Origin of the sequence: Niastella soli, assembly GCF_017742245.1 — a bacterium.
Lineage (GTDB): Bacteria > Bacteroidota > Bacteroidia > Chitinophagales > Chitinophagaceae > Niastella > Niastella soli.
The window spans coordinates 264,126-284,513 of the sequence record NZ_JAGHKO010000014.1 but is presented as its reverse complement, the minus strand read 5'-3'; the positions used below and the strand labels follow the sequence as shown (position 1 = coordinate 284,513).

The window sequence follows — 20,388 nt, the reverse complement described above, 5'->3', positions numbered from 1 at the left end:
ATATGCCTGGGCTTAGCGTCATTATTGTAAATTATAAAACGCCGCAATTGTTAACTGATTGCCTGGCTACTTTTTTTACCGGTAATTCCCAGGTATCCCTGGAGGTTATTGTGGTCGACAATGCCTCTGGCGATAACAGCCAGGAAATAGTGACCCGGGCCTTTCCCCTGGTTAAATGGGTGCAGATGGGGTACAATGCGGGTTTTGCCCGTGCCAATAATGAAGGCATCCGCCAGGCAACCGGTGATGTGGTGTTGTTATTGAATTCCGATACCTTGAACGTTGACAATGCCATTGAACAATGTTACCAGCAGTTCAAGGCATCTGCCTATATAGCCTGTGGCGTACAGTTATTGAATGCCGACGGCAGCCCGCAGATCTCTGGTAATTATTTTATGAAAGGTGGTCTGAACTACCTGTTGCCGTTGCCTTACCTTGGCAGTTTTATAAAATGGCTGGGCAATGTAGTAAAGGTAGAAAAACCCAATGTGCCCGATTCGAGCGCCCTGGTTGAAGTGGACTGGATCAATGGCGCCTTTCTGATGGTAAAAAGGACCGCTATTGATAAAGCCGGGCTGCTGGATGAGGATTTCTTTCTGTATGCCGAGGAAGCGGAATGGTGCAGCCGTTTACACAAGACCGGTAAACTATGTATCTACGGACAATATAAAGTGGTACACCTGCAGGGAGAATCGGCCAATGAAGCCTTTGGTTCTTCCGGCAAAGGCTATTATAACCTGTACGACCGGAAGGGATTACAGATCATGCTCTCGAACTTTCTGCGCATCCGCAAACAATTTGGGATAGGCTGGTTCCTGGTACAATTGGCCTTTTACCTCATGGCCATCCCGGTGTTTTTTATTGCCAGTTTTTTTGACAACGTCTTTCGGTTACGCAACCCGTTTGCCAATTTTGGCATGGCTGCCCGTTTTGCAGCCAATGTGGGCCGGATAGTGACTTTCACCCCCAGGATATTATCAAATAAGCCTTATTTTTATAAGGTCTTATGAGAACGTTATACGCTTTTTTACTAATTCTACTTCCACTTTATAGTCTTTCCCAGGAATACGGTTATACCCGTTTTGATAGTAAGGATGGATTGGCCAGCTCCACGGTGTATTGCATGACCCAGGATGCAGAAGGATTTATGTGGTTTGGTACCGAAGCAGGTTTAAGCCGTTTTGATGGGACGCACTTCAGGACATTTACCCAGGAAGACGGGCTGCCCGATAATGAGGTCATTCAAATGTTTACCGACTCCAGGGGCCGCGTTTGGATCTCACCGTTTAAAAAAACGATCTGTTATTATTACAAGGGTAAGATCTATACCCAGGAAAATGATCCCCAGTTAAAACGCATTCAGATCAACAATAATGTTTTGCGTTTTGCCGAAAACGATCGCGGCGACATTTTATTAATGGAAACCAACCGGCTTCATTTGGTTACCACTACCAACGAAGTATATACTATAACTACCATCGGCAACAAACCCGTTAAGTATTTGTCAGCGATCGGGCGCAATCCGGCGGGTGGTTTTTGGGTCATAGAATCGAATAACCTGTATGAATTTAGTAACCGCCAGTTCAACCTGGAAAGAACGTTTGAATTTCAACCGGCACACCTGGGGTTTGCTGCGGTGAGCGAAAAAATAATAGCCATACAGAACAACCACTGGGAGGTGACGCTGCAAGCGGTGGCATCAGACCGGTTCATGCGGATCCCTGCCCGCAGAAATCAGATAAACTTTTCCATAATAGATGAAGAGCATGTAGGGCTCAATACCGTAGACGGTACGGTGGTGTATAATGTAAACAACCCCGATAGCGGTCAGCGCTTTTTGCCTGGAGTACGGGTTTGTGGGGTGTTAAAGGATAAGGAAGGGAATTGGTGGTTCTCAACGCTGGGCCAGGGACTTTACCGCCTGAACTCGGCCTTTGTGCTCAATACCAAATACCGCGACTATAATGTCAGTCACCAGGTGGTCTCGTTTGTACGCGACAGTGGATCCGTTGTGGTTGGCTGCGACATGAATATCATTCACTGGCTGGACCTTTCAACCGGGAAGGAAAACAGGAGAAAGGTGTTAGATACTTTACAGGCAACAGACAATGTTTCTGCCATGTATGTAAACAAAGACGGGAACATTGTGGGGGGAACGGCCTATATCCTTTTTCTTTTTTCGCCAGGTTCCAGGTATTATAAAAGAATAGAGCGGATCTGTGTAAAGGGTTTTTATCCGTATAAAGAGGATGTACTGGTAATTACCAATGCGAATATTTTTCGCATTGACCCGCTTACCCTGGCTGTAAAAGACACCATCTGGCGCGAGCGCGCAACTACTGCCTATGCAGTGAATGATACCTTTTATATTGGTACCCTTAACGGTTTATACCGCCTGCTGCCCAATGGCGACAAACAATTCCTGGGCGACAGGTTTGCGCCCTTCACCTATCGCATAGCCGCTATTACGCGCGATACCAACAACGTAATGTGGGTAGCCACCTTTGGCGGGGGCCTCATTGCCTTTAAGAACGAAAAAATAATTGCCCACCTTAAACAGGAGTTGACCAGCAATATTTGCCGCACGGTCTTTTTACAGGACAGCTCTCTATGGGTTGGCACCAATAAAGGGCTGAATAAAATAAATATCAACGATACTGCTTACCCGGTAAAAAAATATACTACCGGCGACGGGTTGGTCTCCGATATCGTCAATGTAGTATATGCTTTCAAGAACAAGGTGTTTGTAGGTACCCCCGAAGGACTTACTTATTTTGATGAAGAAAAAATTGCCAGCCAGTCGCGCTGCGATCTACGGTTCATAAATATTTCAATTGGGGGCGAGGCTTATTATCCTGATGTAGCACCGGTGATCATTCCACATAAAAAGAACAGCATACAGTTTGATTATGTAGGCATCTCCTATAAATCATCTGGTGACATCCGCTACCGGTACCGGTTATTGGGACTGGATACTACCTGGTTTGAAACGCGGGAAACCTTTTTGAATTTTCCGGCCCTGCCTTCCGGCGAATATGAATTACAGTTACAGGCCGTCAATAAATTTGATGTACACAGTCAGGTGTTGATAGCCCGGTTTACTGTAGAGCGGCTGTTGTATGAAAAGACCTGGTTCAAGCTCCTGACCGGGCTGCTGTTCCTGGCCCTTACCGGTTTACTGGTATTGGTGATAGTACGACGCATCAGAAGAAGGGAGCAGGAAAAAACCGCTATCAGCCGACGGATCAATGACCTGGAACAATTGTCGCGCAAGGCGCAAATGAACCCCCACTTTATTTTTAACAGCCTTAACTCCATTCAGCAATATGTAATGGATTCTGACCTGGCTGGCGCCAATAAATTTATTTCCGGGTTCTCCCGGCTTATCAGGCAAACGCTTGATTTTTCGTCAAAACCCGAGATCAGTCTGGAAGAAGAACTGGATTATTTGACCAATTATCTGGAGATTGAGAAAACGCGGTTGGAGAATGCTTTCTCCTGGTCGGTTGCTATTGATAAAAGCGTCCATCCTTCCGACTATTATATTCCGCCCATGATCTTACAGCCGTTTGTAGAGAACAGTGTACGGCATGGATTGCGTTACCGGAGAGACAAAAATGGCCTGGTAACTATTACGGTAAAACGCGAAAAGCATCACCTGGTCTGTATCCTGGAAGATAATGGCATTGGCAGAAAAGCGGCAATGCGCTATAAAAGCGTTTCGCCCATCAATTATCAGTCAAAAGGATTGTCCCTTACGGCAGACAGGATGGCGATGTACAACCAGGTGCACGTGCACAAGATAACGATGAAGATAGATGACCTGGAAGATGGGGAACAAAATGCCCTTGGTACCAGGGTAACTATAAATTTTCCGATTGCTTAACGTCGGGATAGTTTTATTTTTAATATTAATATGAATAAAAGAACCCTCCTGGTTTTAATCCTTTGTTGCCCGCTTTTACTCTTTAGCCAGGAGTATAGTTATACGCATTATGACAGCCGCGATGGGTTGGGCAGCTCTACCGTGTACTGCATGACCCAGGATAAACAGGGCTTTTTATGGTTTGGTACCGAGACGGGCGTAACCCGGTTCGATGGGTCGCATTTTGAAAGTTTTACTAAAGAAGAGGGGCTGCCCGATAACGACATCATTCAGGTGTTTGCCGATTCAAAAGGAAGGGTATGGCTGGCGCCCTTTAAAAAAACAGTCTGCTATTATTATAAAGGTGTTATTCACAACAGTACCAATGATACCCTGTTAAAGAACCTGCGTATTCACGATAACGTGGTACAGTTTGCCGAAGACCGGGCTGGTAATATTTTATTACAGGAAGTGACCCGGGTGCACCTGCTGCAAACAAATGGACAAATAACCACACTCACCACCAATGGCAAAAAGCCATTCAGCTATATATCCAAGATCGGCGGCCGGCAGGCGGGCGGATTCTGGCTAATGGAAGACGGCAACATCTATACGTTGGAGCAGAACCGGTTTACCTTATGGCAAACGGTCCCTTATGTGTACGACCATATACATTTCGCCTTTGCTTCTATGGTGAACGACAAACTGTTTTACCGAAGCGCTCCTGAACAGGTGATGGCCATGTCGCTGCCGGATAGGAAAATGGTGCCCTTCGCTTCAAACAGGAAATATGAGGTGGTCAATTCTGCTGTTATCGACGACAGCCATGCGGCCTCCTGTACGCTGGAAGGCGCCTTTGTGTATGATGTAAATTCCCCTGACAGCATTCAGCATCACCTGCCGGGCGTAGCAATAAGCAATGTGTTCAAAGATTCGGAAGGAAGCTGGTGGTTCACCACTATGGGAAATGGAGTGTACCGGCTCAATTCATCGGTGGCCCTGAATGCACAGGTGATCGAAAAAAGACAGACGCCGATCCCATCCTGGCTGGGACAGGCACCGGCCAGTAAGGAGTTAAAACAGTCGATCAGTACTTATAAGCTGGTGCGTAAATATGCCTCTTCAAACGGAAAATGGGAAGATCAAACGCCCTTTACCTGGTTCAATCACCTGCCCATTATTAACCTGATCACCCTGAACGATAGAAGTATGGTGTTGGGTTCAGCGTTCTTTTTGCAGAAGCTAACGCCTGACCTGAATAGATTAACAGCAACCATATATCCTATGACTGTTAAGGCCCTATGTGCCTACCAGAATAACGTGATTGTAGCTACAGACAAGAATGTGGTGGCCGTAGATCAAAACAGATTTGAGATTGTGGATACCCTGTTGCGGGAACGGGCTACCTGTGTGTTCTCCAATGACGATACGTTGTATGTTGGCACCCTGAACGGGCTGTACCAACTGTTGCCTGATAAAAGACTGATCAACCTGGGTGAAAAGATAAAAGCATTGCAGGGCCACATAACAGCCGTGAAAGAAGATGCCAATCAGGTGGTTTGGGTGGCCACAGCCGGCGAAGGCCTGATCGGTTACGGCAATGATGGCGTGGTGCGGCAATTTTCCCGCCATAACGGCTTATCGAGCAATATTTGCCGGACGCTTTTTTATGAGAATGGCAAATTGTGGGTGGGTACCGATAAAGGAGTGAACCGGATAAATGTAATGGAGCCCTGGTTCCCTATTCAAAAATACACCATCAGTGATGGGTTGTCGTCGGATATCATTGACGTGATCTATGTTACCAATAAAAAGGTCTTTATCGGCACCCCGGAAGGCATTACTTTTTTTGATGAGGAAAAAATGACCAGCCAGTCGCACTGTGACCTGTGGTTCACTAATATTACGGTGGCCGGAAGTGTGTATTATCCCGACGATGCGCCTGTGCTGATACCACATGCAAAAAATAATATCCAGTTTAACTATGTGGCGATCTCGTATAAATCGAGTGGTGACATTCGTTACCGGTACCGGTTACTGGGGCTCGACAGTACCTGGCGGGAAACACGCGAGACCCTGTTGAGCTATCCGGCCCTGCCTTCGGGCGATTACCAGTTGCAGTTACAGGCCATTAATAAATTCGATGTATACAGCCAGGTGCTTACCAGCGGGTTTACTGTTGAAAAACTGTTGTATGAAAAGACCTGGTTCCGGATGTTGATCGTGCTGACATCGATGGCCATTACCAGCCTGGTGATGTGGCTCATTATCCGGCGTATCCGCAAACGGGAACAGGAGAAGACCTCCTTTGTAAAACGCATCAATGAACTGGAGCAACTATCGCGCAAGGCGCAGATGAATCCGCATTTTATATTCAACAGTTTAAACTCCATTCAACAGTATGTGATGGATGCCGACATAACAGGCGCCAATAAATTTATTTCTGGTTTCTCCCGCCTGATCAGGCAAACGCTTGACTTCTCCTCCCGGCCCGAAATAAGCCTGGAAGAAGAACTGGATTACCTGGCCAATTATATGGAGATTGAAAGAACGCGGTTGGAAAATGCGTTCTCCTGGAAAGTGGTAGTAGATGAAAGCGTAAAACCAGCCGACTATTACATTCCGCCCATGATCCTGCAACCATTTGTGGAGAACAGCGTGCGGCATGGCCTGCGTTTCAGACGCGATAAAAACGGTATTATAACCATTGCCGTAAAAAGGGATAAAAACCACCTGGTATGCATGGTGGAAGATAATGGCATAGGAAGAAAAGCGGCCATGCAGTTTAAAAGCGTTTCTCCCATTAATTATCAATCGAAGGGATTATCTTTAACTGCGGACCGTATTGAGATGTTCAACCGGGAGCATGAACAAAAAATTACCATGCATATCGATGACCTGGAAGATGAAGCGAAGCAGGCATTGGGAACAAGGGTAATAATAAGTTTTCCGGTTATTTAATACCTTATCCTTATTTTGTAGGGTCTTATGAAATGTAGGTTACTTACCGTATTGTACCTTCTTGTTGGCCCCCTGTTTATGTATAGTCAGGAATTTAGTTATTCCAGGTACGATAGCAGGGATGGTTTGGCCGGGTCAACGGTGTATTGCATGACCCAGGACCCGGATGGTATTTTATGGTTTGGCACCGAAACCGGATTGACCCGTTTTGATGGCACACATTACAGAAATTTTACACTGGAAGATGGACTGCCCGATAACGAGATCATCCAATTGTTTGCCGACTCCAAAGGCCGCGTATGGATCTCTCCATTCAGAAAAGCGGTGGTATACTATTACAAAGGAAAAATTCACACAAGCGAAAATGACTCCCTCTTAAAAAAACTGCAGGTACAGGATAACATTGTCAGGTATGCGGAAGATGAGGCCGGGAACATATTATTGCAGGAGATCTCAAAACTTCACTTAATAACGCCAAAGGGAGAAGTATTCACCTTTACAACCAATAATGGCAAACCATTGTGGTATATCTCACTGATCGCAAGCCGTAAAGAAGGTGGTTTCTGGGTGTTGCAGGAAAACAACCTGCTCATTTTACAACATAATCAATTTACGTTTTATAAAGCCATTGAATTTAAAATAAAACATTTTAATTATGCTGCGTTTTCCAATGAAACGTTGATGGTAAAGCCCAATGAAAAGGAGTTATCTGTATGGGCATTGAAAGAGAACAGGATAATGAACTTCCCATATAATTTCACAAGCAAACACATCAACTTTGATCTCATAGAGGGCAGGTATGTGGTAACCTGTACCCGCGAAGGGGCCTGGGTGTATAATATGGACCGGCCCGACAGTGTGTTGCACCATTTGCCAGGCATAACGGTGTCGAATGTGTTTAAAGACAAAGCCGGGAACTGGTGGTTCTGTACATTGGGGAATGGTGTATACCGGCTAAACTCTGACGTAGTACGAAATATACATTTTAATGGTGGCAAACTGCAGGATCACCAGGTAGAATCAATTTTACAGCATAAGAACTGGATGCTGACAGCCACCAATCTGGGGCAATTGTATAAGCTGAAGACCGAAACCGGAAAACTGGAGGGCAGGGTAGCTTTCACCTTTACCACGCCCGCACCCAATCCCTTATTGATCAAAGGCACCCTGGGCGATGACCGGGTATACGTGGCCACCAAACATTACCTGATCAAATTGACCGACGATCTTTCCAACTATACGCACCTGCTTAACCATATTTCTGTAAAAGCCCTGTGTACCTATGGAAAAACATTTTTGGTAGCTACAGAAAAAAATGTGTTACAGGTTGACCAGGAAAGTTTAAAAATACTTGATACCGTCTGGCAGGACCGGGCAACCAGTATCCTGACAGATAACGATACTATTTATATTGGCGCCCTGAATGGATTATATCAGCTAAGTCCGGGTAAAAAAGCCCTGTACCTGGGCGCAGGGATGCGGGCACTCAGTGGCCGCATCTCGGCATTAAACAAAGACAGCAACCAGGTTTTATGGGTGGCCACAGCAGGGGATGGGTTAGTTGCCTGGAAAAACGGTCGCCTCATAAAACACCTTACCCGTAATGATGGGCTGTCGAGCAATATTTGCCGGCGGCTTTTTTATGAAAATGGCAAGTTGTGGGTTGGCACTGAAAAAGGACTGAATAAAGTACGGGTATTATTACCGGGTTATCCCATAGAAAAATATACCACCAGCGACGGGCTTTCGTCAGATCTCATAAATGCGGTATGCGTAAGCAATAAAAAAGTATTTGTAGGCACGCCGGAAGGCGTTACTTTTTTTGATGAAGAAAAGATCGCCAGCCAGTCGCGTTGTGACCTGCGGGTTATTGATATCACTATCGGGAATGAAACCTATCATCCGGCCGATGCGCCTGTACTGATCCCGCATGCGAAAAACAATATTCAGTTTAATTACGTGGGTATTTCCTATAAGTCGGGTGGGGATATCCGGTACCGGTACCGGCTCCTGGGGCTCGACAGTACCTGGCACGATACCCGGGAAACCGGGTTAAATTATCCCACCCTGCCGTCGGGTGATTACCAGCTGCAGCTACAGGCCATCAATAAATTCGATGTGAGCAGTGCCATTGTTACCACGGGATTTACTATAGAAAAGCTGTTGTATGAAGAAACCTGGTTTAAGGTATTGATCTCATTGTTGTTTTTGGCAGTGACCGGTGTAATAGTTTTATTAATAATACGACGTATAAAAAAGCGGGAGCAGGAGAAAACGGCTACCAGTAAGCGGATCAGTGAGCTGGAGCAATTGTCGCGAAAGGCCCAGATGAACCCGCATTTTATATTTAATAGTTTAAACTCCATTCAACAGTATGTAATGGATGCCGATGTGGCGGGGGCCAATAAATTTATTTCCGGATTTTCGCGGCTTATCAGGCAAACACTGGATTTTTCTTCAAAGCCGGAGATCAGTTTGGAAGAAGAATTGGATTATCTTACAAACTATCTTGAAATTGAAAAAACGCGCCTGGAAAATGCCTTTTCCTGGGTGGTGAACATCGATAAAGCGGTTGACCCCTCTGCCTGTTTTATCCCGCCGATGATCCTGCAACCGTTTGTGGAGAACAGTGTGCGTCATGGCCTGCGGTTTAGAAAGGATAAAAACGGTGTTGTGACAATTACCGTAAAACATGATGGCGATCATCTGGTATGTATTTTAGAAGATAATGGCATCGGTAGGAAAGCGGCGATGCAGTATAAGAGTGTTTCGCCTATCAATTATCAGTCTAAGGGTTTATCCTTAACTGCCGACCGAATTGCCATGTTTAACCAGGAGCATGCCGTGAAGATCCTGATGTGGATTGATGACCTGGAAGACAATTTTCACAATTCATTGGGGACAAGGGTGACAATCTATTTTCCTGTATTATAATATATTCATTTTCTTTGCCGTATGATTAACGCGTTAATTGTAGACGACGAACCAAAGAACATTCGGATCCTGAATGGACTGCTAAACGAAAGCTGCCCTGAAGTTCGCATAATCGGTGAAGCCGTTAGTGCGGAGACTGCTATTCCGCTGATCGCGGAAAAAAATCCTGACCTGGTATTCCTGGATATTGAAATGCCACATGGGAATGCATTTGACCTGCTGGACAAAATAATGCCCATTGACTTTGAAATTATTTTTATTACTGCCTTTGATGCCTATACGTTGAAGGCTTTTAAATACAGTGCGCTCGATTACCTGTTAAAACCTGTAAGCATCGATGAATTAAAAACAGCGGTGCAAAAGGCTAAAGACCGCATCCGGTTCAAGCACATCAATGTGCAGTTGCAGAACCTGATGTTCAATATCAATAAACCAAACTCTTCGCTGCAGAAGATTGCCCTTCCCAATAATGATGGACTGGTATTTATTCAGCTGTCGGAGATCATTCGTTTTGAGGCCAAGGGCGGGTACACCTACGTACATGCCATCGATAACCAGAAATATGTTTCGTCGCGCATTATTAAAGAATATGAGGAAATACTGCCTGCCGATCTGTTCTTTCGCATCCATAACTCACACATCATAAACCTGAATTTTGTAAAGAAATACCACAAGGGCCGGGGTGGACTTATTGAAATGAGCGATAATGCGTTGATTGAAGTGGCTACTCGCCGGAAGGATGAGTTCTTAGGTAAGTTTGGGTATAAATAGTTTGTTGTTTGTGGTTTGTTGTTGCTCAAACCACAAACTGTTTCAATAATATAACCGTGCTTCCACTTTCTTGAGATACGCTAGTCCCTTTTTATTAATTGGTTTCCTTTTCTCACTGCCAGGTATGCGAACGATCTCCATCCAGCCTTTTACCCAGCCAGGCAGGTGAAAACCGGTTTTTTTCAGGTATTCAAAACTCCACATTATGGCCGTTGTAAAGAAATAGATACGGGGAAGGAATTTCCAGGCCACTTTACTTTTGTTCACCCACATTCCACGGAGCTTTTCATTATTAGGCTGCCGCCCCAGGGGCGATTCTTTATGCAGAATGACCACGCGGTCGTCATACACGATATCGAAGCCGGCATCAATGGCGCGATAGCTCAGGTCGTATTCTTCCATACCATAAAAGAAATTGGTAGGGTAATAACCTGTTTTCTCAAACACATCGCGGTGGATGGCATGGGCGCAACCTACAAAATACCCCGTTTGAAAATGATGCCAGTCTTTACGGCGCTCGAATTGTTTATGTGCAAAAGCAGTTTTTTGTAATTCCCCGGTTGAATGGTAGTACACCTTAAAGGAGATAATACCGGTGGGTCTGTTGCTTTCAATGACCCATTCGGTAAAGATCTGTTGAATGTACTGCAGGGCATCGAGGTTTTTGAACAGGGCATCGTCATCGAGAAAGACCAGGTAGGGGGCGGTGCTTTGCTGGATGGCGAAATTACGCCCGCGGGAAACGCCCAGGTTCTCTGCTGTTTTAAAATAGCGGAAGGGGAGCTGGGGATGCTGTGCTATAAACGTCTCCAGTTCGGTATAGGGCACGGTTGATTGGTTATTAACAAAGATAACCTCACTGCACAAAGGGGTCACCTGCTGCAGCTGGCTGATGTTTTGAGCCAGTTCCAGCGCATCGTCAGGCCGGTTATACGTTATTATAACAATTCCTATGCTCATAGTATTTTAAAATAGTAAAGACCTGTAAGGTCCGCCATCGGGTGCCGAATAATCAGACGGTTGATGCGCTCCCCGCAGAGCGGGGCAAGCTCTGACAGGTCTGGTTGTTCAATTTGAATACGACCTGTCAGGAACCCTAAAAATGGCACAAGCGGACGCTTGCGCCATTTTTAGGTACAGGCTCGTCGTTCGACATTATTTTTTGATCAGCGGTCGTACCAGCAAAACAATGTATCCCAGGATCAGCAGGGTGAGTATCCAGCCTGCGATAGAAGAGATAGTGTAGCCAGTATGAAACACTTTCGGTTCAAACTTGAATTCAATGCTGTGTTTGCCCGCAGGTATTACCATGGTACGCAAAACATAATCAGCTTTGGCAACAGGCGTGGCCTTTCCGTCGATGTAGGCGATCCAGTCTTTATAGAATATTTCACTGAATACGGCCAGGTGCGGCGCATTGCTGTTGCTTTCGTATTTCACGTTCTCGAAATCGAAGGCTGTTTGTTTGATGGTAGCGCTGCTGTCAGCCGGCTGCCAGCCTGAGGTGGCAGATTTGAATGAATTATCAACAATGGCTTCTTCGGCCGGATTGAATTTGTTGCTCAGGGCCTTCATTTCTTCAACGGGGCCGTTTACATATTTTACACTTTTTACAAACCATACATTGCCTAAGGCCTGTGGATTAGGTACGGCCATTACACCGCCCTGCTGGGTTTGCTGTATTACGTATTTTGTATTGAGCATGTTTATCACGGCAAAGTTGGGTGAGCCGGCGAGCTGATGCTCTATCAGGTCATCATAAATACCCAAACGTGCGGGGTGATAACCGCCAATTGATTTGTGATAATAAGATGTACGGGAATCGGCAATGAACGGATTGCCCGATGTGGTGTTCAGCACCCGGTAGTTGGGGTCTTTGTCTTGCAGGATTGCCTGGTCGGCCGCAGTCAAAGGGAACTCAGAAGCTTCATAATTTTCCTTGTTGCCAAAGCTAAAGCTGTTCAGGTAGTTACTGTCCATGCCCAGGAGGTCAATAGCAGTTAATAGACCTACACCGGCGAGCATCACTACGGCATTGATCTTTTTATGTATGAACAGGAATAAAACACCCATGGCCAGCAGCACAAAGATCAGCGAACGCAGGATAGTAGCTCCAAAGGCGCTTTGGCGGTCTTCCCGCAAAGCGGTCAGGATCCCCCGGGCTGTGGCGGCATCACCCTTGGTTTGATATAAAAAGTTTTCGTAAATGTGGTTGTCTGCTTCAGCCGGATATTGCAGGTTGATGGAATCCCTGGCAGCGGCCATATCAGCAACTGCGCCTCTGTTCATCAGCTGGGTAAAGGCAGCGGTACGCTTTTTATTTTCCCGGCTGTAGTCTGCTGTAAAATATACACCTGCAGCCACAACGAATACTGCACCGGTTATAATAGCGGCCAGTTTTACTTTTTTAAGGTCAACAGTCGTGCTGGCGATCAGTTTTTCCAAACCCAGTGCCAGGGCAATAGGTATTACCAGACCAGTAATTTCAAGCGCCATGGTAGGCACCCGGAATTTATTATAGAAAGGGAAATAGTCGAACAGGAAGTAGTTAAGCGCCGGAAAGTGTTTTCCCAACGCCATCAGGATACCCAGGACTGCGGCTGTCAGGATCCACCATTTGTGGGTGCCGTCGAGGTACACCATGGCGAAAATGAACAACATACAAACGATGGCGCCCAGGTAAATAGGGCCGGCGGTGAATGGTTGATCGCCCCAGTATAAGTTGCCACTTAATTGGGCGGCTACATTGGTTGCCTGGTCTTCCGGTACGTTCAGTTTGTCGACCAGGAATTTTGATACATGCGAGCTTTCATCGAGTTTGGGATACAGGAACTGATCGCCATCGCGTTCAGCATAGTGTTGGCCATAACCCATGGCGCCGGGGAACATCAGGGTGAAGCTTTCCGTCCAGCCATAACTCCACTGAAATGCGTATTCCTTGCTTAATCCTTTTGTTTTATCGCCACTGATAACATCATCAGTGTTTTGTTTTTTATCCATTACCAGCTGGCCGCCGCGTTTTGATTCTTTTGAATAATCGTACACGGTCATCAGGGCTACGGCATTGATCAAAATACCCAGTACGGCCGCTATGGCGGTCAACCCAACAGCTTTTAACTGTTTGGCAATTACACCCGAGCGGAATGCCTGGATCAGGAAGAACAGGACCATAATGCCCATTACCAGGAACATGTAATAGCTTACCTGCTGGTGTCCCTGTGCTACCTGTATACCCGTGAACAGGGCGGTAACAATAAAGCCACTGAGATATTTTTTATCGAAGAGTAAGATGATACCTGCTAATGCGGCGGGTGCATAAGCCAGCGCCAGCATTTGTGTATCGTGGCCTGCGGTGATAAATATAGGGAAGGTGGTACTATACGCAAAGGCGAGCCCGGCAATAACAGCTACCCAGGGCCGAACACGAAGACACATACACAGAAAGTAAAAACTAATGCAGGCCAGGAAGAAAATATTGATGGGTTTGGGTAAGCCCAACTGTATTGCTTTATCAATAAAGTTCAGAGGCGTCCAGGGCCCATCCATGGCAATCTGGTAAGCTGGCATCCCGGCATACATGGCGGGTGTCCACAAGGGAAAACGGCCATGTTTTTCTTTGTACAGAAATGACTGGTGCACCATGCCCTCCCAGTTGGTAATATCACCCTGTTTCATCACGCTGCCGCTTTCAAGGGCGGGTTTAGCGAAGAATAAGGCGACTATCAAAAAAATAGCAATGGATACCAGATGTGGCATTACCTGTTGCCAGAGTGTTTTCTTCATTATTGCAAAAAATTAATAGTTGGGCAAAATAATGCAATTTTACAGCAAGTTAAGGCTATATGCAAAGTTTAATATTTTTCAGTCGGGTAGCTTTTATTTGTAATGTTTGCTTCGTATTGGTATGGGTGATGCGCTTTTATCCCATACTTAAGGAAGGACAGCCCGGCGATCTTGTATCCCTGGTGTTAATTTTAGGTGTTTTGTTCGCTTTTCTGTTGAATATAGCGGTGAATGCCTTTATTCTCGCATTTATTCTTCAACGTAAACCGGTCTTTAAACATTTTCCGGGATGGCTTATAATTGCTAATTTTCTTTTTTTATTTCCCCAGATAATACTTTTTATAAAATGATCCAATCCATTATTAAGGATAAACCGACCCGTCTTTTTGTATTTTTCACAGCTTTTTTTGTTGCCAATGCCCTTATTGCGGAATGCATAGGTACCAAACTGTTTTCACTGGAAAAGTTACTGGGTACTGATCCGGCCAATATTACCATGTTCGGTCAGCATGGACTGGCCTTTACCCTTACCTGCGGGGTGTTATTGTGGCCGCTGGAGTTTGTTATGACCGATATCATCAATGAATTTTATGGTCCTAAGGCAGTACGCCGGATCAGCTTTATTGCGGTGGGACTTATTTCATATGCTTTCCTGATGTTTTATCTGGCCATTCATGTGCCTGCTGCCGATTTTTGGGTGGCAAGCAGAAAAGACCAGGGTATTCCTGATATGCAAGTGGCATTTGATGGCATCTTTGGTCAGGGTATGCGGATCATTATCGGTAGCCTGGTAGCCTTTCTGGTAAGCCAGATAGTGGATGTGACCATCTTCCATAAAATAAAGAAACGCACTGGCGAAAAATATGTATGGTTACGCGCCACAGGTTCTACGGTGGTATCGCAACTGGTAGATAGTTACATTGTGTTGTTCATTGCATTCTCAGGCATCTTTACCTGGCAGCAGATCCTGGCTATTGGGATGATGAACTATACGTACAAATTCCTGATGGCGGTGGTGCTTACACCCGTTATTATCATTGTAGAGAAAAGAATCGAAAAATTCTTAGGTCATGATGTAGCTAAGAAAATGAAATTAGCGGCGATGGGAAGAGAGAGTGAGTAGTTATTTGGTTTTTGAGTTATTAAGTTATTTAGTGCTGTATTAACGCGCGAACTAAATAACTTAATAACTCAAAAGCTTTACAGTTTTTTCTCCATTACATAGTCTATCATGAAGTAGCCACTTCCTATATCAACATCTTCCTCCTTCATAATAATAAAACCTAATTTCTCATAAAAGAACCGGGCTTTGTTGTACCGGTTTACATTTAATCGTAACGTGTGAAAAGATCCTTGTTGCAATTGGGCGATAATATGATCCACCAGCTTTTTGCCAAGGCCCTGACCCTGGGTGCTTTGGTGTACGTATAACTTATGCAGTTTGCTTACACCAGGTGCAACGGTTGAGTAGGCTGCAAAACCAACGGGTTTCCCGTCTTGTTCTACCATTAAAAAAGTGTGTTGCTGCACCAGCAGCTGGTTCCGTAAGGCTTCATTGTTGTAGATCAGGTCGAGCATATAGTCCAGCTGTTGTGGCGGCACTATGCCATCATAGGCAACCGGCCATATTTCCCGCGCCAGTTGTTCAACAGTGGAAAGGTCTTTTTCGTTTGCGAGGCGTATGTTTATCATGCCCGGCAAAAGTATTACACTTCTTCCGGAAATGCTTCATTGTTTTTTATGTGCTGAAGTCTCGAGAGTTCCTGGTGCAGTTTTATAGATTTGACAGACATGCGGATGGCTATATACCAGGCTACCAGGGCGCAGGCGATCAGCGACCAGTTGGGGATATATTTTTTTACCTGGGAGCTGCCCTGCAACAGTAAAAAGAAATCAAAGGCGCCATGGAAGAAAACGGCCAGCAGAAAACCTTTTACAATATGTTTGATGGCATGAGGCGCATCGAATTTGGCCAGTCCAACATGGTAGCCTATCAATACGGCAAAGGCAGCATGTGAGGGAACCGACAGGAACATGCGAATGATGCCCGTTTTAAAACCATAATTCAATACATAACCGATATTTTCGAGCGTGGCAAATCCCATGCTGATCATTACAGAATAAATAATGCCATCGAAGGGTTCATTGAAAGCCTGGTTGCGATAGGCATAGGACCGTAACATCAGAAATTTGCTGCCTTCTTCACTACAGGCCACAATGATAAATGATAGTAAAAAGTAATACCAGATGTCGAAGTCGGGGAAATGGAGGAACAGTACCGGTTTTAACAGGGTTTGAATAAGAATGGCTGGTGCGGTGGCCACCATACCCAGCAAAAAAGAGATCAGCAGGGGCTTTAAGGGCTCCCGGTCATATTTATCCCGCGAATAAATGTAAATTGTAATAGCGGCGCCGGGCGCTATAGCCAAAGCTAATAAAGAAAGCATGGTATCAAATATATTTTACCCCTCAGGTTTACAGTACGTGGTACAGACAGAGCAATCGGGCTCAAGATACGAAGGTTGGTTGATAAGTTGCCAGGGTTGATACTGGTATTAAGTGGGGCGTTTGGGATAGAAGATGTTGGTTGATCAGTTGACCAGGAAGGCCCTCCTACGCTCTTCGACCGCCATAGCCGAAGGCGACGGCGATAAAGCTTCGGCGGGCAAAGCAGGTTGAAAGGGTTGAAAAGGTTGATAGAGGATAGGAAGAAGCGGGTTGACAGATTGATAAGGAAATGCAGAGCCTGCCCGCCTTGCGGGGTTAACCATCAATCAAATTATTAGTTTTTTAGTTTATGAGTTATTAGGTTCGATGGTTATAGGTAATTGGGTATTGAATGGTTAAGCTGACAGGTGCTGGTTTTTAGATCCCCTGAGCATTTCCGCCCCTGGCGGAAAGCGAAGCCATCGAACGAAGTGAGCTATCCCGGTTTGCCAGGGAGCCGCAGGCCACAAAGCGTTCGAACTAAAGGATAACCGCGTAGCGGCCGTCTGCCGTCTGCCGTTTGTCGTTTGCCGTCTGCCGTCTGCCTTCTGCCGTCTGCCTTCTGCTCTCGGCTGAGCCGAGACCGTCTGCCGCGACGAGGTTTTCACGTTTACCGTTTCACGATTGCCTGTTGCTACGAAGATGCCGCTGCCCTTTACTGACTGCCGATTCAGGATTGCCGACTGCCGATTCTTTTAAATACATTGATCCAATATTAAAAAAAGGCTTTATTTTCAGGGCAACATAGTCCCTTAGAATGAGAAAACTATTTCTTTTAATCTGTTGCTTACCGGTATATAGTTTTTTACAGGCGCAACAGTTTGGCGGGCATCAACCGGCCACAAAATGGAACCAGATCAATAACGATAGTATCCGGGTTATTTTCCCCGAAGGACTGGGGCTGGAAAAACAGGCAACAGATGTAGCGGCCACCGTACAAAAGCTGGCTATACAAACAGCGCCCACCATTGGCGATCGCCTGCGCAAGATCAGCATCGTTTTACAACCATATACAACTATCTCCAATGCCTATGTAGCATTGGGCCCCTGGCGCAGTGAGTTTTACCTGATGCCGGCACAAAACCCATTCGACCTGGGCACCACCCCCTGGACGCATTCCCTGGCCTTGCATGAGTTCAGACATGTGCAGCAATACAATAATTTCCGCAAGGGATTGTCGCGGGTGGCCTATTACCTGTTCGGACAGGATGGGCTGGCCATGGCCAATGGTGCTGCTGTCCCAAACTGGTTCTGGGAAGGCGATGCCGTATACCAGGAAACATTAAAAAGTCAGCAGGGGAGGGGGCGCCTGTCGTTTTTCTTTAATGATTACCGGTCGTTGTGGATGGCTGATAAAAAGTATTCCTGGATGAAACTGCGTAATGGATCATTGCGTGATTTTGTACCCGATCATTACCGGCTGGGATATATGCAGGTGGCGTACGGCCGCGAAAAATATGGTCCCGATTTCTGGAAGAACGTGACCGATGATGCCGTTCGGTTCAATGGATTGTTCTATCCTTTTCAACGGGCAATAAAAAAATACAGTAATACCACTTATAAAGAGTTCCGCCAAAACGCACTGGATTATTTTAAGTCCAGTACCGATTCGCTGGGCAACGACGCGGTGAGCGACTGGGCCAAACAACAGAAACATTTTGCGGGCGATGATGAGTTCCCGCAATGGATAGATGATAACACGGTAGTACTGGTAAAAAGCAGTTATAAAAAAATACCGGCGTTCTATTTGCGTAACATTACTACAGGTAACGATTCCCGTTTGCAAACAAAAGCCATTTCACTGGATAATTATTTTTCCTATCGCAACGGGCGTATTGTGTATGCTGCGTATGAAGCAGATACGCGCTGGGCCTGGAAAGACTACAGCGTGGTACGGGTAATGGATGTGCATACTGGCAGGGAGCGGGTCATAACACATCGTTCAAAATATTTTGCACCCGATATTTCGGCCGATGGCAAGACCATTGTAGCAGTGGAAGTACAACCTGGTGGTGCCGCCAGTTTGCATATACTGGACGCAAAGACCGGTTCCCTCTTGAAAAAAGTACCCAATCCGAAACAGTTTTTTTATAGCCATCCTAAATTTTATACAGACCAAACGGTGGTTACGGCCATTCGCACCTATACGGGTGAGAACACGATGGCGCTGGTGAATATAAACGATGGTTCGGTAGAAGAGCTATTGCCCATGTCCCGGCGGGTAGTGGGTTTCCCGGCTGTACAGGGCGATACAATCACCTTTACCGCCGCAGGTCACCAGCAGGACCTGTTGTTGGCCCTGGTAAATAAACAATTGTTCCAGGTTCAAACCCCAACCAACAAAGGCACGGGTAATTACCAGTGGAGCGCCCATAACAACAAGGCCATTTATACGGCTTTTACCGCGGCGGGTTTTCATCTGGTGCAACAATCGCTGAATGCCGAAAACTGGCAGCCAGTAAGCGCTGAGGCGTTTACGCAGACGTCTATGACGCCTTATGATCTACCGGGGTTAAAGGTGGACCAGCCCCTGTCGCTGGATACCAGCCGGCCATATCCCATCAGCCGGTACCACAAAGCGTTTAACCTGGTTAATTTTCACAGCTGGCGGCCATATATTTCCGATCCGGATTATACGTTCTCCCTTATTGGCGAGAATGTGTTGAACACATTGCAAACCGAGTTGTATTTCAATTATAATACCAATGAGAAGTACAAAGAGATAGGCGCCACCGCCATTTACGGTGCCTGGTTCCCGTACCTGACCCTGGGCGTGGCCGAAACCTTCGACCGGAAGGAGACCGACACGCCGTTCAAAACGTGGAATGAATTAAATGGCCGGCTGGGACTGCAGTTCCCTTTTACATTTAATAGTGGCCGGTATTATCGTCGCTTAAGTTTTTCGGGTGGTATCAACCATCACCAGGTTAATTATACCCAGGCCTCCAAGAATAAATATGCCGATGAGCAGTTTGAATATTATGACGCCTCAGTAACCTTCACCATGCAATCGCAGGTGGCCAGACAACAGATCTATCCCCGGTTTGGTGTCAGTTTGCTTTCGCGTTACCGGCAAATTGTTACCAACTTAAGCGGGTTTCAATGGTTGACAAGTGCGGCTGTATATTTGCCTGGCGTAGCTCGTACGCATAGTCTGGTTATAACCGGGGCCTATCAAAAGCGGGATACGGTGGGTGATTACAGCTTTGGCAGCAGTTTTCCCATTTCCCGTGGGTACCCGGCTGTGAACCAGTATTCAATCCCTGACATGTACAAGGTGGGTTTCAATTATCATTTTCCGCTGGTATATCCCGACTTTGGCATAGGGAATATTGTTTACTTCCTGCGGGTGCGCGGCAATGCGTTTTATGATTATACTTATTTGAAATTCTTTAGAGAAAACCGCTACCTCGAATTCAAGAGTACCGGTGGAGAAGTTTACTTTGATACAAAATGGTGGAATGAATACAATGTAAGTTTTGGTATTCGCTACAGCCGGATGTTGAATCAGCTCCGGGGGTATGATCCGAATCAGTGGGAGTTTATTTTACCGATCAATCTTTTTGGTAGATAGGTCTTGGAGTTGA

Annotated in this window: 11 protein-coding genes; 7 read left to right on the top strand and 4 right to left on the bottom strand. The window is 45.9% G+C overall.

Translation table 11 applies throughout. The annotated features are described in order from the left end of the window. Positions 1-2: 2 nt before the first annotated feature. From J7I42_RS30125 to J7I42_RS30105, 5 genes are read left to right on the top strand one after another with little or no spacing between them, the layout of a single operon-like run. On the top strand, positions 3-1,010 hold the full coding sequence (locus J7I42_RS30125) for a glycosyltransferase family 2 protein (RefSeq protein ID WP_209143291.1): 1,008 nt from the start codon (positions 3-5) through the stop codon (positions 1,008-1,010). Further along, positions 1,007-3,886: a sensor histidine kinase gene (locus tag J7I42_RS30120; RefSeq protein ID WP_209143289.1), complete on the top strand. Its 2,880-nt coding sequence runs from the start codon at positions 1,007-1,009 to the stop codon at positions 3,884-3,886. Before J7I42_RS30125 ends, J7I42_RS30120 begins: the two co-directional genes overlap by 4 nt. A gap of 30 nt (positions 3,887-3,916) precedes the next feature. Beyond that, positions 3,917-6,826 (top strand): sensor histidine kinase, encoded by a 2,910-nt coding sequence (locus tag J7I42_RS30115; protein ID WP_209143287.1) that lies wholly within the window; start codon positions 3,917-3,919, stop codon positions 6,824-6,826. A gap of 27 nt (positions 6,827-6,853) precedes the next feature. Beyond that, on the top strand, positions 6,854-9,760 hold the full coding sequence (locus tag J7I42_RS30110) for a sensor histidine kinase (RefSeq protein WP_209143285.1): 2,907 nt from the start codon (positions 6,854-6,856) through the stop codon (positions 9,758-9,760). Positions 9,761-9,781: 21 nt separating this feature from the next. Beyond that, positions 9,782-10,531 (top strand): LytR/AlgR family response regulator transcription factor, encoded by a 750-nt coding sequence (locus tag J7I42_RS30105; protein ID WP_209143284.1) that lies wholly within the window; start codon positions 9,782-9,784, stop codon positions 10,529-10,531. A 42-nt stretch (positions 10,532-10,573) separates the two neighbouring features. Here the strand turns inward: J7I42_RS30105 and J7I42_RS30100 are convergent, their stop codons facing one another. Next, positions 10,574-11,491, bottom strand: coding sequence for a glycosyltransferase family 2 protein (locus tag J7I42_RS30100; protein ID WP_209143282.1), 918 nt, complete (start codon positions 11,489-11,491; stop codon positions 10,574-10,576). A 195-nt stretch (positions 11,492-11,686) separates the two neighbouring features. Beyond that, on the bottom strand, positions 11,687-14,314 hold the full coding sequence (locus J7I42_RS30095; protein WP_209143280.1) for a YfhO family protein: 2,628 nt from the start codon (positions 14,312-14,314) through the stop codon (positions 11,687-11,689). A gap of 346 nt (positions 14,315-14,660) precedes the next feature. On the opposite strand from J7I42_RS30095, the gene J7I42_RS30090 reads away from it, so the two are divergent. Then, a complete protein-coding gene (locus tag J7I42_RS30090) occupies positions 14,661-15,437 on the top strand; it encodes a queuosine precursor transporter (protein WP_209143278.1) in 777 nt (258 codons plus the stop codon). Between the two features lie 77 nt (positions 15,438-15,514). Here the strand turns inward: J7I42_RS30090 and J7I42_RS30085 are convergent, their stop codons facing one another. Then, positions 15,515-16,006 carry a GNAT family N-acetyltransferase gene (locus tag J7I42_RS30085; RefSeq protein WP_209143276.1) on the bottom strand — a complete coding sequence of 164 codons (492 nt, stop codon included), beginning with the start codon at positions 16,004-16,006 and terminating at the stop codon, positions 15,515-15,517. A 14-nt stretch (positions 16,007-16,020) separates the two neighbouring features. Continuing rightward, positions 16,021-16,761, bottom strand: coding sequence for a PrsW family intramembrane metalloprotease (locus J7I42_RS30080; RefSeq protein ID WP_209143274.1), 741 nt, complete (start codon positions 16,759-16,761; stop codon positions 16,021-16,023). Between the two features lie 797 nt (positions 16,762-17,558). Here J7I42_RS30080 and J7I42_RS30075 point away from each other — a divergent pair. Beyond that, positions 17,559-20,375 carry a TolB family protein gene (locus J7I42_RS30075; protein ID WP_209143272.1) on the top strand — a complete coding sequence of 939 codons (2,817 nt, stop codon included), beginning with the start codon at positions 17,559-17,561 and terminating at the stop codon, positions 20,373-20,375. Positions 20,376-20,388 lie beyond the last annotated feature (13 nt).